Source organism: Panacibacter ginsenosidivorans, assembly GCF_007971225.1.
Taxonomy (GTDB): domain Bacteria; phylum Bacteroidota; class Bacteroidia; order Chitinophagales; family Chitinophagaceae; genus Panacibacter; species Panacibacter ginsenosidivorans.
In genome coordinates this window covers 435,547-451,698 of sequence record NZ_CP042435.1, presented here as the reverse complement: position 1 = coordinate 451,698, position 16,152 = coordinate 435,547, and the positions used below count along the sequence as shown (strand labels likewise).

The 16,152-nt window shown below is 35.8% G+C and carries 13 protein-coding genes; 4 read left to right on the top strand and 9 right to left on the bottom strand.

What is annotated here, in order from left to right; genetic code table 11:
- The first annotated feature begins 109 nt into the window (after positions 1-109).
- The 4 genes from FRZ67_RS01790 (at position 110) to FRZ67_RS01775 (ending at position 4,841) form a co-directional block, all read left to right on the top strand.
- Positions 110-523, top strand: a complete 414-nt coding sequence (locus tag FRZ67_RS01790) for a BrxA/BrxB family bacilliredoxin (RefSeq protein ID WP_147187895.1) — start codon at positions 110-112, stop codon at positions 521-523.
- A gap of 310 nt (positions 524-833) precedes the next feature.
- Complete coding sequence (locus FRZ67_RS01785; protein ID WP_147187894.1) at positions 834-2,132, top strand: prolipoprotein diacylglyceryl transferase; 1,299 nt, start codon at positions 834-836, stop codon at positions 2,130-2,132.
- A gap of 367 nt (positions 2,133-2,499) precedes the next feature.
- Positions 2,500-3,411 (top strand): DUF6600 domain-containing protein, encoded by a 912-nt coding sequence (locus FRZ67_RS01780; RefSeq protein ID WP_147187893.1) that lies wholly within the window; start codon positions 2,500-2,502, stop codon positions 3,409-3,411.
- Positions 3,412-3,563: 152 nt separating this feature from the next.
- On the top strand, positions 3,564-4,841 hold the full coding sequence (locus tag FRZ67_RS01775; RefSeq protein ID WP_147187892.1) for a sterol desaturase family protein: 1,278 nt from the start codon (positions 3,564-3,566) through the stop codon (positions 4,839-4,841).
- A 278-nt stretch (positions 4,842-5,119) separates the two neighbouring features.
- On the opposite strand, the gene FRZ67_RS01770 is transcribed toward FRZ67_RS01775, so the two are convergent.
- From FRZ67_RS01770 to FRZ67_RS01730, 9 genes are all read right to left on the bottom strand, one after another.
- Positions 5,120-6,961: a UbiD family decarboxylase gene (locus FRZ67_RS01770; protein ID WP_147187891.1), complete on the bottom strand. Its 1,842-nt coding sequence runs from the start codon at positions 6,959-6,961 to the stop codon at positions 5,120-5,122.
- A 152-nt stretch (positions 6,962-7,113) separates the two neighbouring features.
- A complete protein-coding gene (locus tag FRZ67_RS01765; RefSeq protein WP_147187890.1) occupies positions 7,114-7,998 on the bottom strand; it encodes a DUF6089 family protein in 885 nt (294 codons plus the stop codon).
- A gap of 219 nt (positions 7,999-8,217) precedes the next feature.
- Positions 8,218-9,360 (bottom strand): NAD(P)/FAD-dependent oxidoreductase, encoded by a 1,143-nt coding sequence (locus FRZ67_RS01760; protein ID WP_147187889.1) that lies wholly within the window; start codon positions 9,358-9,360, stop codon positions 8,218-8,220.
- Entirely contained in the window at positions 9,353-10,045 is a 693-nt protein-coding gene (locus FRZ67_RS01755) for a methyltransferase domain-containing protein (protein ID WP_147187888.1), read from the bottom strand. The genes FRZ67_RS01760 and FRZ67_RS01755 overlap by 8 nt, the downstream gene beginning before the upstream one ends.
- Complete coding sequence (locus tag FRZ67_RS01750; RefSeq protein ID WP_147187887.1) at positions 10,042-11,121, bottom strand: type III polyketide synthase; 1,080 nt, start codon at positions 11,119-11,121, stop codon at positions 10,042-10,044. Before FRZ67_RS01750 ends, FRZ67_RS01755 begins: the two co-directional genes overlap by 4 nt.
- Positions 11,114-11,974: a UbiA family prenyltransferase gene (locus FRZ67_RS01745; RefSeq protein WP_225975475.1), complete on the bottom strand. Its 861-nt coding sequence runs from the start codon at positions 11,972-11,974 to the stop codon at positions 11,114-11,116. The genes FRZ67_RS01750 and FRZ67_RS01745 overlap by 8 nt, the downstream gene beginning before the upstream one ends.
- A 214-nt stretch (positions 11,975-12,188) precedes the next feature.
- Positions 12,189-12,866: a peptide-methionine (S)-S-oxide reductase MsrA gene (gene msrA, locus FRZ67_RS01740; protein ID WP_225975474.1), complete on the bottom strand. Its 678-nt coding sequence runs from the start codon at positions 12,864-12,866 to the stop codon at positions 12,189-12,191.
- Between the two features lie 232 nt (positions 12,867-13,098).
- Positions 13,099-14,010, bottom strand: coding sequence for a hypothetical protein (locus tag FRZ67_RS01735; RefSeq protein ID WP_147187886.1), 912 nt, complete (start codon positions 14,008-14,010; stop codon positions 13,099-13,101).
- Between the two features lie 331 nt (positions 14,011-14,341).
- A complete protein-coding gene (locus tag FRZ67_RS01730) occupies positions 14,342-15,862 on the bottom strand; it encodes a lipopolysaccharide biosynthesis protein (protein ID WP_147187885.1) in 1,521 nt (506 codons plus the stop codon).
- Between the last annotated feature and the right edge of the window lie 290 nt (positions 15,863-16,152).

Genomic DNA, 16,152 nt, shown 5'->3' with positions numbered 1-16,152 from the left:
TGACGCTTTTGACTTTCGATAAATGACTTAATGTCTTTATTTTCAATTTTTAAAGTTTAGAAGTTTTCTGTTACATTTGTAATCTATTACGAAAAACAGGAGGAAAAGAATGTATCCAGCAGAAATAGTGATTCCCATGAAGGCTGAATTAACAGACAATGGATTTGATGAATTAGTAACACCTGATGAAGTTGATGCCGCTTTAAAAAGTGAAGGAACGACTTTAGTAATGATCAATTCTGTGTGTGGTTGTGCAGCGGGCAGTGCAAGGCCTGCAGTGGTAATGGCAGTTAATAATACCGATAAAAAGCCAGATCGTTTAACCACAAGTTTTGCGGGTTTTGATCTCGCTGCTGTAAACAGAGTAAGGGAGCATCTCTTACCTTACCCACCATCTTCACCTGCAATTGCGTTGTTTAAAGATGGACAGTTGGTGCATATTGTGGAGCGTCATCAGATTGAAGGTCGGCCGGCACAGGTTATTGCAAGAAATCTTATTGCTGCTTTCGAATCTTATTGTTAGCAGTTAACATTATTCCATGTGCAGCTCAGCTTTGTCATGGATGGGTTAGTAAATACAAACCTTCTCATTCCTGGGAGGGTTTTTTGTTTGATCCTTATATATGCATTGGCAGTAGTTGTGTCACTCACTTGTACAGCATAACTAAATTATCAGGTATCGTTATTACTAAAATGAAATAACCAAGAGGACACTACATCTCATTTTCATCTGAATCATAAGCCAGGCAAAATTTTGTAGCATTTTTTCATTTTGCATTGCTAAACATCTATTCTTTTGATTAACATTGCAATCCTTACAAACAATAGCTTTAATGTATCCAAATTTATATTACGCTTTTAAAGACATTTTTGGAATTGACATTTCTTTTTTAAAGGTGGTTAATTCATTCGGGTTCTTTGTGGCAATAGCTTTTCTTATAGCTGCATGGGTTTTGGTAAAAGAGTTAAAGCGCAGACAATCGCTTGGTGAATTTACTTATACGGAGACTATCATTACGGTTGGTAAGCCAGCCAGCCCCGCCGATATTTTTATTAATTTTTTTCTTGGTTTTATTTTAGGCTTCAAGATTATTGGTGTTATGATTGTGGAAGGTGCGTTGGATAACCCACAATCATTTATTTTCTCTTCAAGAGGGAGCTGGCCTGCGGGCTTAGCGCTTGCAATTTTTTTTGGGGCTCTAAAATGGTGGGAAAAAAATAAGAATAAGCTTGCAAAACCAGAAGAAAGAAAACTTAGAATTTGGCCAAGTGATAGAGTGGGAGATATTGTAATAATTGCTGCAGCGGCTGGTTTTGTAGGTGCTAAAATATTTGATAACCTTGAAAACTGGGACAGGTTTATTGAAGATCCGATAGGAAATCTTATATCTCCAAGTGGTCTTACATTCTATGGAGGATTAATTGTTGCTACACTTGCGCTATGGTATTATTTTCATAAAAAGAAAATAAGCTTTATAAAAATTGCTGATGCGGCTGCACCATCTTTAATGCTTGGCTATGCATTAGGACGAATAGGTTGCCAGGTTGCAGGGGATGGAGATTGGGGAATAATAAATAGTGCTTACTTGGCTGATCCTTTTGGAAGAGTATACCAGGCTCCTGCAAACCAGGTAAATGAAGCATTAAATAATTACGGTTCTATTTACCAGGAACATGGATTAATTGGGCCAGCAGAACATTTATCAGTTAAAGCCTTTGGTGGATTACCTGATTGGCTATTTGCTTACAATTATCCGCATAATGTAAATAAGACAGGGATTCCTTTAGGAGATTGTAAGTGGGGGGATTATTGTAATCACCTTCCGTTACCGGTTTTCCCCACTCCCTTTTACGAAATAATAACGGGTCTTGTATTATTTGCCATTTTATGGTCAATTCGTAAAAGAATAAAAATTACCGGTAGAATGTTTGGTATTTACCTGGTATTAAATGGGATGGAAAGATTTTTTATAGAAAAAATAAGGGTAAATACCAAGTATGATATTTTTGGTTTCCATCCAACACAGGCAGAGCTTATTTCTTCTTTATTAGTCATAAGTGGGATCATTTTATATATATATTCACCGAGATTGTGGCCAAATAAAAAAAACGTACCCAACAAGGTTATATAGCTTTTCAAAATTGATTTCATCGCGATTAATACTTTTATTGCAAATAAATGCGTCTCATTGTATTACCTGTAATCTGCCTTCCTATAGCAGAAAGGACTGTCACTTCTTCTGGCGAACAAAGAAAAAAACGTACAAGAGTGCGACGCAAGTAAAGTTTTTTTGTAATACTGCGGGCTGGTTCAAAAAAGCTCCACTGAATATTTTAGGCGATAATCAATAAACTGCTAACAGGTTCTTTTATCAAGCAATCGATTATTACTATTTAGATTTTAACAGCTATTTTCTAAGAGCCGCAATCATTTTAACAATTTTACGTGGTCTCAATTGGCAGGGTTTTTTCATTAGATACTTGGTAAAATTTAAGGATATGAAAACATCAATAAGATCACTAGCATTTGGATTAATCGTTGCTGCAGTCTTTCTATTAACAAACACCTCTGAAGGTCAACAGGTTAGTGCTACTGTAAGTTTTTCTGTATTTCACGATAACTTGCAGGCTTATGGCAGATGGACAAACCATCCTAAATATGGCCAGATATGGATATATAACCAAGCTGGTTTTACGCCCTATAATACTGGTGGACATTGGGTCTATACACAATACGGATGGACCTGGGTATCAGATTACTCATGGGGATGGGCAACTTTCCACTATGGTCGTTGGGCATACGAACCATCTTTTGGTTGGTTTTGGGTTCCTGGGTACGAATGGGCTCCGGCTTGGGTAAGTTGGAGAACGGGCGGTGATTATTATGGTTGGGCACCGCTTGGACCAGGATTAAGTATCAGCGTAGGCGTTAATACAATTCCTGCGGAAAGGTGGGTATTTGTTCCACGGAGATATATTAGTGATCCAAGACCTAATCGTTATTATGTATCTCATACAAAAAATGTTACCATTATAAAAAACACTACTATTGTTAATAATACGAATGTTACTAAGGTTTCAAACAGAAATGTTACGTTCAACAGTGGCCCAAAACGTGAAGAAGTTGAAAAAGATACTAAGGTAAAAGTAAACGTAATGAATGTAAGCAATAGCTCTAAGCCCGGCAGGGAAGTTGTTGACGATAGTAAACGTACAGTGAATATTTACAAACCGGATATTGATGAAAAGACTATAGATCAGAAAGAAAATAATAACGATAATCAAAGGGTTAACAATGCTAACAAAAAGCCTAACAATGCCAATGCAAATAAAAAGCCCCCGGTAAAAAAAGAGGTGGTTAAACCTAAGCCTAAACCGCACAACAAATCAGAAAAAGGCGAAAACAGATAAAATGAAAAAGGCGTTGCAATTAAGCAACGCTTTTTTTGTTATACATTCAATTGAAATACATCCGCAGTAAAAATTTCAGCTATCAATTTTGTGATAATCATAAAATGTTTCATTTGCTAATTCTATAACTTTATATACCGATAACAAAGTTTATGGAAACATACGGTAAGATTCTATTGATTGCAATGCCCATATTTCTGCTATTGGTCTTATTTGAGAAATGGTATGGTTGGAGAAAAGGGGAAGATACAGTCAGAGGCATGGATATGATCAGTAGCCTTGGCAGTGGTGTGACTAATGTAACAAAAGATGTTTTAGGCTTAAGCGTTTCCATCATTACCTATGAATGGATGGTAGCACATCTTGCTGTAATTCATATCCCATCAACTGTGTGGACCTATATCATTGCCTTCATTGTGTTAGATTTTTCAGGTTACTGGGTTCATCGCCTTGATCATAAAGTCAATATTTTCTGGAATGCTCATATTGTTCATCACAGCAGTGAGGAGTTTAATCTTGCCTGTGCCTTGCGGCAAAGCAATTCTGTATTTGTACGATTGTTCACTTTCTTTTTATTACCCGCCGCAATAATTGGTGTGCCAGCGGAAGTTATTGCCATCGTGGCTCCCATACAGTTATTTGCACAGTTCTGGTATCATACAAGGCACATTAATAAAATGGGTATTATTGAAAAATTATTGGTAACACCATCGCATCACAGGGTTCATCATGCAATTAACCCTGAATACATTGATAAGAATTTGTCGCAGATTTTCATAATATGGGACAAGCTGTTTGGTACATTTCAGGAAGAGTTACCGGATACGCCACCTGTATACGGTATTACAAGACCGGTGCAAACATGGAACCCTATCAAAATCAATTTCCAACATTTATGGCTGTTGATAAAAGATGCATGGCGCACAAAAAGTGTAAAAAATAAATTGCGTATATGGTTTATGCCAACAGGCTGGCGCCCGGCAGATGTAGCAGAAAAATATCCTGTTCGCAAAATCCAGGATGTATACCATTTTGAAAAGTATAACCCCGCCCGGTCTGCTGGCTTATATACATGGTCATGGATTCAATTGGTAATGTTGTTACTACTGGTAAGTTATCTTTTTGGAAATATCTCAAAGATAGGAAGCCCCAATATGTTCATATATGGAGGATTTCTTTTCCTGATGGTATACGCTTTTACAGAATTGATGGATCGCAACCCATACGCGTTTGTGTGGGAATTATTGAAGAATGTTATGGGCATTGTCATTATTTTATATCTGGGCGATTGGTTCGGCGCCAGTTCTTATTTCTCCTGGATAAAAAGCATGCTTATTATATGGTTCATCTTATCTACAATAATTTGCGGCTGGTTTGCATTTGTTGAACTTAGAAAAGACACTAAATCAACCATAACGAATCTTGCCTGAGTGCTTAATTACTATTATTTTTTGTTTATAAGCAGTATATTTCATGGCATCACCTGTTGTGTCACTCACTTGTACGCTTTGTTAAATATTGAGCCGAAAGTACAAGGGTGCGACGCAACAAAGTTTGAGCTGGAATTAAAAGCATGGTTCAAAAAAATAAAAAAATATTTTTAAATAAATTTTGCTTGTTTGTGTACAATCATTTTTTATATCTTTACGTCAGTTTTTTAAGGGTTTAGGGTTGAAAAAAGGGCCGCTGGTTCCCCACTGGCCCTATTTTATTTTAATAATCCATATAAGCTTCCCGATTTATTAAATATTCTTTCTATTTTTTTCTCTGTATAAGGATCTTTTTCTACAGCAGGCGCATGATGCGGTTTTATTCTTGCATCAATAAGCAGTGGCCCATTACACCCCCAGTGTTTGTAGTTATAAAAACTATCTATACCATAAATATCATAAGAAGGATTGCAACGTGTGAAAGTCACCCACAAAAAGTTACGGATATTTTGTGCGGTAAAAGCAGCATCATCGCATAATACGATCAACGGTAAACCCTTTAAGGCAGCAACTTTGTGTTTTAATAAATCATCCAGTTCATTTATTTCTGCCAATGCATTTTTATATGTTGTAAATGCTGAAATGCTGATACATGCAATGCCAGGCATTGCCATTATTGCAGTGCGCCATAACCTGTTTGGCTGCAAAAATTCAGGAACAGCAGAAAATAAATTTCTCTTCTCATCACCATAAGCAGCAAATACAACTTTGCTTCCTTTATTTAATGCATTGCCTGAATAATCAAGTGTATCAATAGTTGTATTTGTGTAGAAATGAATATCTCTTGTAAGGTCTATTCTTCGCAAGAGGTAATCAAAGAATTCTGTTACATCATGTGCAGATAATTTATTTTTATCATCAGCTGTAATAAAAAGAAATTTGGCAAGACTTAATTGACCAGTACCTAAAATATGATTGGCAATAGTCAATATTTCAGAAGGTTCTTTGGCAGGCATATAAGGTGTGTATCTTTCGCTGCCAATTGCAAGTAAAAGAGGGTGCACACCTGCTGCATCAACTGCATGCACTTCTTTTAAGCCGGGAATCTCTTTTGGTATAGCATCGCCTGTAAGTGCATGAATCATTTCTCCAAAACTGGTATCTTCCTGAGGTGGCCTGCCAACTACAGTAAAAGGCCAGATAGCATTTTTCTTTGCATATACTTTATGCACTTTCATTAATGGAAAGAGATGCTTTAAACTATAATATCCAAGATGATCTCCAAAAGGGCCCTCCGTTTTATTCTCGCCGGGGTGCACTTCACCGGTTATCACAAAATCAGCATATGCACTTATGCAAAATCCATCTTCGTAAAAATAACGGAACCTTCTGCCACCTAATACGCCGGCAAATGTCATTTCACTAATGCCTTCCGGTAAAGGCATTACAGCGGCTAATGTATGTGCTGGCGGGCCGCCAACAAAAACACTTACCTTAAGTGGTTGCCCTTTTTTATTGGCTTTCGTTTGGTGCACGCCAATGCCACGATGCAATTGATAGTGTAACCCAATTTCTTTGTTTAGCCTATACTCATTGCCTGTAAGTTGTATGCGATACATACCAAGATTAGATTGCATAATGCCTGGGTTATCTGCATCTTCTGTGTACACCTGTGGTAATGTTACAAACGCACCACCATCCATTGGCCAGTGCTGTATTAATGGAAGGTCTGAGATATTTATAATGCTATTTAATATTGGTTTGCTGAAAGGATTTTTTAAAGGCAATGCTTTTAATGCAGCTATACCCGTACCAATATTACTGAATGGTTTCTTTAATGCAGTTGCAGGATCATTTCTTAATTGTATAAGTTTTTGAACAAACTCAAATGTATCTCTGAAGATAAACTTACTTCGCTCCAGTGTGCCAAAGATATTTGATGCAGCCCTGTACTTACAGCCTTTTACATTTTCAAATAATAAAGCCGGGCCTTTTGCTTCATGTACCCGCAAATGAATAGCAGCCATCTCAAGATGTGGATCAACTTCTTCTTTTATCCGTACAAGCTCCCCATTTTTCTCAAGATCTATAAGACAAGCTTCCAGCGTTGTATAACTCATACGCTTAAAACAATTAATATAGGTATTTGTTGAAGTGCCAAATGTTGCATAAAGTGATACGGTACAAGTGTGCGACGCAACCGAAGCTTAATGTAAGTTAGAAAAGTCCGGGGCATACAAATTACTTTATCACTTTTAAACATTGTGGAAAGCTACTGAACTTTTGGCGGGCAGCTTGATTGCTTTCTCATTCTTTTTGAATAACCATTGTTGTTGTTCGATCCAAACAAACCATCTAATCCAATATATAGTTTTAAAAGAAGAGAATAGTAAGCATCTTTTTTTGCAGGATTACCGCGCTGTATAGGCGCATTAAAGTTTAAAGGGTTAGTTGTTTCGTCGCTTCTGAATGACATTTTAGCTGCAAGATCACCACGTGATGCACGCAGCAATGCTGTATCTGCATAACGCAGGCTGCTAACATCATCAAGATAATCTGTAAAAAGTTTTCTAAAACTTATTTCTGCGGAAACTATAAAATTATTGGTTATGGCATATTTTAAACCACCTCCAAAAGGCAATGCTATTTGCGTTAAATTATAGGAATGCCTGTCAAGGTATTGGGACAAACCCTGGCCCTCTGTCCCCAAAGGCTGCAGGTAAACTTTTTGTCCTTTAATAGTATAGGCATAAGGAGCATAATGATAAACAGCAAGACCAGCCATTACATAAGGTGTAAACTTTGCATTGTATGGCACATCTCTAAGATTTGCGTGTAGTGTTAAACTGCCCTCTGTAAGGTTGCTGTAAAAACTAAGATTACGGCGAAATGTTTCTGTTTTGCTTTTGGCATCGCTGGCAGCAAGTTTGCCTGCAGAAACTGATGCTTCTGCTGAAAAAATACCTGATATTTTATAATGCGCCCCAAAACCAAAAAAACTATTTGCCTGGTTCAACGTTATAAGTTTATCCTGTAAATCGCCCCCATAATTTACTGCGCCGCCATCAATATGAAAATATAAACGTTGTGCATGTGCATTACCAATGAATAGAATAACTATAATAATAAATAGAAGCTTTCGTACTATTTTTTGCATTTATTTATTTGATGCGCAAATTTATATTGTTATGAATTAAAACAGTTGTTGTTATTTACACAGGTTGTTAATAGAGGAATTAATTATTTTGAACCGGGCTTTATTACTGCTATTAGGCATTAGTTGCGTCGCACTCTTGTACTGTAAGAACTGTGGTGAGCAATTTGTTCTATGTTTTCATATCTATATAGAGTAGTGATCTATTTTAGCTAAATGGTTTTAAAACGGTTCCCCATGAGTTGCACGAATAAGCTTTTTTGAAAGCCATTTTGTTTTGTACATAAATTTCAAAAATATACTTGTGGAAGTATTATTGCCAAATAACCGTTGTACACTTCTGCCTATCCATAATCGTTTACGAAACTGCTTTTGCCATTGGCGCGTGTAATTTATTTCCATTACCGTTCGGCTGATCTTTTGTTTCAACATTGCATCTATATTTTCAAAGGCAATTTTTGACGCATGCATAGCCATACTCATGCCATTACCACACAATGGTGTTATAAGCCCGGCGGCATCTCCAATCATCAATACATGATTTTCAACCTGATTTTTCCTGTTAAAACTTACCTGCGAAATAACAAGCGGTTCGCTATATAAGAATTCTGCAGAAGTAAATATTTCTTTTAAAAATGGATTTTGACAAAGTAATTTCTGCTCCATTAGTGCAATAGAATTATTGTTATTTTTTAGATTCTTAGCTGTGGTTAAGTAACAAAGGCAGCAGGTATCATTTTCAATATTAGAGATACCACAATAACCATTTTCGAAATTGTGTAATGCAATCTTCTCTTTAGGATATGCATAACGTATATGGTATTTTATACCAATGTAGTTATTGAGCTTGCCTGCTTTATGCTTTATAAAATCTCTGTTCCATCTTACATCAATATTGCTGCGTTTGCCAAAGGTACCCGCAGCTATTCTTGCATTAAATTGTTCTTTGCCCGCAGTTATAATAAATGAATCGTTGATGAATGTAATATCCTGCACTTTGGTATTGATGCGTATTTCTGCATTCTTTGATTGGGCAAGCTGATATAATGTATCATCAAGTGTATAACGACTTATGCCAAAGCCACCTAATGGAAGAACGAAATTGTAAAGGTTTCCTTTTATATCAGAAAGTTGCAACTCTTTTATGAGTGGAAGTTCAAAACGTTCCGAAGGGAAACCAAGCCTTTGTAAAAAGGGGAGGCTTTCCATACTTATATATTCACCGCACACTTTGTGGTACGGGTAAGTTTCTTTTTCAAAGAGAATTGTTGAGTATCCTGCATCAATACACTGAATAGCCAATGTTAAACCAGCGAGACCACCACCAATTATGGCAACATCATAAACTTTTTCATTGTCATGCATGCTTGCATAAAATTAAATAACGAAAGGCCCACTTCCATTGTATTTTATAGTTTTTTATACCCGCAGCTTTTAAAATATTTTCCCATTCTTTTTTTTTGAACCCTCTGGCTACACTTAATGGTGCATCGTTTTTTACAAGGTAAGAGTTTGAAAAAATAATTGTAAGCCATTTAATAGAATAATACGCAAGTGGATGTCTATGAAGATCATTAATGAAAAAACCAATGCTACTGTTTTCTTTCATCCACTGCAACTGTGTAACTAATGCTTCTTCAGTGAAGTGATGACAAAAGAGGCTTGAAAAAATAATGTCTGGCTGTTGTTTAAAGAAAACCTTGCTATAATCTGAAGCGATCCACTCAACACGATAATTGTTAGCAGGGTTTTCTATGGCAAAGTCAATACACTCCTTCTTTATATCTATACCTATACACTTTACAAGCACTTTAATTTTTACAGCTTTGGCAATTGCAGCAAGATTATCGCCGCCACCACAACCAATTTCGCAAACAGTTACTTCCTTCCTTTTACCAATTAACTGCTTAAAGCCATTAACTGTAATTTTATGCCCACCGAGCCATGTATTAATAGCATTTAGCTCCTGCATATTTTTTTTTATATCAGGAAAAGGTATATTACCCTGATCAAGTAACTCTTTTGTATATATACGTTTGCTGAAGTTCATTTTTTGGATGCAAGAAAAGTTTCCATAGTAAGCCCGGGCCCAAACGCTACGCCAAATATTTTTTCGTTTTGCTGCATGTTATGCATCATTTCTTCTAATACAAACAAAACAGTGGGGGATGACATGTTACCATATTTTGCCAGTACTTTGCTCGAGTAGTGTAAATCGTTTTCAGTAAGATCAAGCTTTTTTTCAATAGCCTCTACTATTTTTTTACCTCCAGGATGAATACACCAATGTGTTATATCTGCTTTATTGATATTATGATGATTTAAAGAGGCTGCAACCAATGCATCAATATCTTCCTTTATCAATTGTGGTATATAACCACTTAATGTCATCAGAAAACCTTTACTACTAAGCTCCCAGGCCATGTCTTTTTTCCCTTTGTACGCAACATGAGAAAAGAATCCGGTTAGAGAAATTGCATTAGAAGATTGGAGTTTATTTGAAACAAGCACAGCTGCACTACCATCGGCAAACAACAAACTACTGGCTGCATTGTCAGCAGTATATTCCTGCTGAAAATGCAGGGTGCATAATTCGGTATCTGCAATTACTACATTTGCATCCGGCTCTGTATCACAAATAAGTTTTGCCAGCTTTAATGCATGTATAGCAGCATAACAACCCATAAAATTTATTGAAGTGCGAAATACGTTAGGAGAGAGGTCAAGTGCTTCTGCAAGCTGTAGATCCAGACCCGGTGCACTCATGCCGGTACAGCTTACTGTAATGAGGTGAGTTATTGCTTTTGGAGTAATAAAACTGTCAATACATTTTTTTACAGCGTTAAGAGAAAGTTTCAAAGCTTCCACATCAAATATTTTCATGCGTTCCTCCAAAGAAGGAAAAGAATGACCATTTAGTGTAAGAAAATCCCATTGATGTTCCGGTAGGCTATAATCATCAATTACAGAATATCTTGTATCAATACCGCTGTGTTTGTAAAGGAAAGCCAATTTCCTTTTTTCTGTTTGGTCAAGCTTATAAATTTTTGCCATAAGCTCAATAATATCATCTTGTCGGTGACAATATTCAGGGACTGCTGTTGCTATAGATATGATATCAGCCAAGGTGCTTTAATATGGTTAAAGTAATAAACGCAAGATTCGTGCAACTACTTGCAAGGGTATTCATTCGCATTGTATTTTTAAAGTTAGCTTCCTTTTCATCTTTCCAAACGTTGACCACCCACTTTAAAAAATAAAAAACAACTGGTACGAAGAATAGCTGTAATATAAAAAATGAATTTATATTGTTTGTACTCCAGTACTGAATAAATAATAACGTTAATGCTATTGCATACATAATGCCACATAAAATAAATGTACCTCTTTTTCCTAATAACATACTTATAGTTTGTACGCCGTCCTCTTTGTCAGTTACATGCTGATAAATTTGTGTTATGGGATAAAATCCCCCAATCAAAAAAGATGCGGCTATCAATGGTATCAAAGGAACCTGTGAATCCCCAATCGATTCTGCGGCATAATAGACCATTGCAAACATTAATGCTCCCTGGTTTAATATCACGGTTATATATCCAATAAAAGGGAATCTTTTCAACCTGATACGTCTATAACTATAAAGGCGTGAGCAAACGATATAAGTTAACAAGGCTGCAGTAAACCACCAGCCTATAAAGAATGATAAAATAATTGCTGCTGCATCCATTATAATAGTTGTATAAAACAATTCTATGGTTGGCTGCATTGGGCTTTTAATACCTCCTATGCTATCTGTATCCCTGTCCATATAACTGTTATAACCATTACTTGCCGGGTATAACAATAAATGTATTATTATAAAGGCAAGAATCGTATCTGGAATATTTGTGTCTTTCACAAAACTTAGTGCAAAAAAGAAAACAGGCATAAGGAAATAAGAAAAAGGCAAACGAAGCAGTTGTATGGTAGATGGTTGCAAGTAAATATTTTTAGTGAGGAAAAATCATTCGCTTTATTATGCCATACATTATATAGTACAAGAGTGCGACGCAAGGGACGATTCTATAAAATATCTAAGCCGGGAACAAAAAAATAAAAACTCAATTTATGCTGCCGGCTTTTACAATATTAATCACCTGTTGGTGTGTCACTCACATGTACGTTCAAAAAATTTTGCAACAGTTTGTTGTCGGCTACTTTTGAGTAATACCCGTTCTCTTAAGTTTATCTTTAAAAACTTTTTCAAATTTTTCCACTTTCGGTAGTATTACAAATCTGCAGTACATCTGACCAGGGTTCGAATTATAATATTCCTGGTGATATGCTTCTGCAGAATAAAAATTCTTGTAAGGTTCTATTGCAGTAACAATAGGATTGTTGAAGGCGCCACTTGAATCAAGCTCTTTTTTGTAATGTTCTGCTTTTTCTTTTTGATCAGCTGTATGATAAAAAATAACGCTACGGTATTGTGTCCCCACATCATTGCCTTGCCTGTTCAATGTGGTAGGGTCATGTGTTTTCCAAAACACTTCCAATAGCTCATCGAAGGAAACAACTTCGGGATCGTAAATAATCTGACAACATTCCGCATGCCCTGTAGTACCACTACACACTTCTTCATAAGTGGGATTCAAAATTTCGCCACCCCCATAACCACTCGTAACTTTTACTACTCCATTAAGGCGTTGAAAAATAGCTTCTGTGCACCAAAAGCAGCCTGTACCAAAAGTTGCTGTATCGTAGATAGTATTGGACTTCAGTTTTTCGGTTGTTATATCCATCGTTTGACCTTTATGCTCCGCGCATGAAACAAATAACAATACTCCGAGAAAGATACTGCTGTTAAACATAGTCATCCTTATTTTTTTCATTGCCTGTATCATTTACGCAAATAGTAATTATTTGGTTGATTATACAAGTTAATTAACAATTTGATATCAAGATTTAAAAAATCTTTATACACATGTTTACGCATACAATTTTACAACCTTACATAAGAAAATGCTAAAGGATTGACAAATGGAATGAGATTTCATTAATGATATTATAAATAAAAAAGGATAGCTAAAAGCTATCCTTTTTTATTTATAAAGTCTATAACGGCTACCAGGTATCTATAGGAAGGGTAACAGTTGTTGTTACTCCGTTTATTGTTAGTTCTGCCTGATCATCACACTCATTAACTAAAGTACCGTAAACAATTTTCCAAGCAGGTTGGTTGCTGAAATTAATATATCTCGTACCTGCAACAGTGTATTCACAATGTTTGTATATAATTGGATCGTTATCATCAATTGAATCTGTATATTGATATGATACGCCACCACTAAATGCATCTGCAGTTGTTACACCGGTAAGTTTAAATCTTCCTTGTACCCTTACTTGAGGATAAAATCCATCATCTTCCCTTTTAACAAGCCTGGTAACACCATTTGCTATAACATAATCACCATTAATTTCGGTAAACTTTCTGTTATTAAATGTTTCACGATAAGCAGTTTGGGGATCTTTGTTTTTAGATTCGTGCCTCATTCTGAGACTGCCTTCTACTCTTACACTATCCCACCCAAGTTTTGCATTTTTTACGTAATAATTATCATATGTTTCAACATAATAACTAAGTGAAGTAGTGTCGGTCATATCACCATAATAAGTTCTGATAACTTTACCACTTCTTGTTATCCCTGCGGCTGCATATGTGCAGCTAAAGCCATAATCAGTGGTAACAGTACGGGGATATACGCCTTCAGGATTATCGTACGTAATAATTGGAGGGCACGAGCCACTATTTACAGCTTCACTTACAGCAAGTTGTGGATCTAAAGCATAAGATAGCTGTTCAGAAGCATCAGCGCCAGCTAATTCCTGAAGAGATATTGTTCTCTTAATTACCTTATCGGTAGTGGAATTTGCGATCGGAGTGGATTTTATTTCAGCGGATTTATTACAGGATACAAGGATCATAGCACCGAGCATCACAACCGCACCACCAAATAGAAGTGTTTTTTTTCTCATTGGGTTTGATTTTTATAAAAGTTTATAATTTAGATATATACGCAAAAATTGTTATTGGGTTTTTTAAAATGGCATGCTAAGGGTACATTTTTAAACACAGGGCTACGAATTTTTTGTAAATATAACAACTTATTTCACAAATATTAAATTCACTCCGTAAGTTTCAAAAAAAAATTGAGGGGTATAAATTTTCCTTAAAAAGTGATTCATCAATTATTTATAACTCTTATAATCGCTTAAGCTAGAAATTTTATAAAACCATTATGCTTAAGACTATTACTAATTATCAGTAACACAGGTATTCAACTTACGTTCCTAAACCATAGTTTCTTTAATGGAATATGTTAGTAAAATATTGCTTTAAAATATTAAAACGTTTTCGCGCATTTCCTATTAATTGCATGGCATCGGGCGTTAACTTCAAGAGTAAAATACCAGCTACCATAATTCCCGAAAATACGATACTGCGTAAGATCAGGAATACAAATTCATGATATTGCTGAAACAAAAAATAAGTAATAAAGTATGCTGAGATACCAAGAAATAATGCATACAGTGTTTTAATACTGAAAGGTTGCATCCCAAATTTTCGGCGCAGAAATTCAAAGCGAATAAAATTGTACACCGAAAGAGAAATAAGATCGCCATACACCGACCCAATTATACCGTTTTCTTTTATAAAAAGATATACTAAGGGTATACGCAATGCAAGCATAACAACTCCGCTAAAAAATTCAAACCGCCAATATACCGAAGAGCCTATTACCTGAGCATTTAAACCTGTGCCTGCGTCTATAAGGCGTACTATACCAAAAATAAGTACAAGTGGTATGCCCGCTTTATAAGCTTCCTGTACGTTAAATATCTCCAGGCCGTCAGCAATATTCAACCATATATTCCCAAAAATAATTAAGGAAATTAAGAGCAGGTTAATGGATGAACGATAGTAGATGCGCTTGATCTCTTTTATATTTTTATCTTTCCACAGGCGTACTAATACACCAGTCGCAATAGATTGCATACTCCGTATGGGGATTTGCATAAGACTCGAAGTATAAAGCGCTAGTAAATAAACAGCGGCGTCCTCAAGACCATTTAAACTTGCAATGATAAGTCCATCTATTGTTTGACCAACAGATGTAATAATTATACCGCCAAAAATCAATACCTGCATATTCAGCATTTTCTTTTTGAACTTTTTTGTTACGCGGCTGGTTTTAAAATTAAACCTGAATTTCCCGGTACGAAGAAGATATATAAGTAGAATGAGGGCAATTAAAATATAAGCCAGTGAAAACAATTGCATAAAACGCGGAAAATCTATCCACTTAAAAAAATACAGGATTGCAAGCAGCATAACATAGACGCGCATGCCTGTCTCCTTCAGAAAATTGGGAAGAATAGTCTTCTGCAATGCCCATGCATAGCCCTCCAGCAGCGAAAAAAACAAGAAGCCAAAAAAATACGGTATTATATACAAATAGTAGTCAACAAATAACTGAGATCGCTTACCAAATTTTCTTATCACAATTGGTTCAAAATAATAGGCTCCAATGGCTACGATTACAAATCCAACCATCGCATATACAAAAGCTCTGCTTAGAAGATCAATATCTTTTTCCTCAAGGTTATCTTTATAATAAGGATAAAATTTATAAACAATGGGGATAATACCCAAACTTGCCAGTGTATAAAAATTTTGACCAACATCATTAAATAAACGTGTAAGTGCATATTGATCCTGGGTAAAAGTTCCTTTTGTAACAAATAAATAAGTATTGAGAACCCCAAATGCAACACCAATATAAATAACTATGCTTGAAATAATGGCCTGTTTGCGTATTCCTGACATGAAGATGCTTGTAAACGCAAATTAACCGAAAATATAAATAGAAATTTTTTTGAGCGGACTGCATAATTGCTATTCAACTTTTCTTGCGTCGCACACTTGTACTGTATTTAAAAATTTAAACCAAAAAAAGCCAATATTGTAAAATCATATTTCGAATGCAGCTAAGTCATTTTTCATTTTCAATATGAATAACAATTAAAAGGCTAAAACCTGCTCTGGATTTTGCATATTCCTCCTGATTAAATGAATCTTACCTTTAAAAGCCATGTCTATTCTTTAATTCAGCTTAT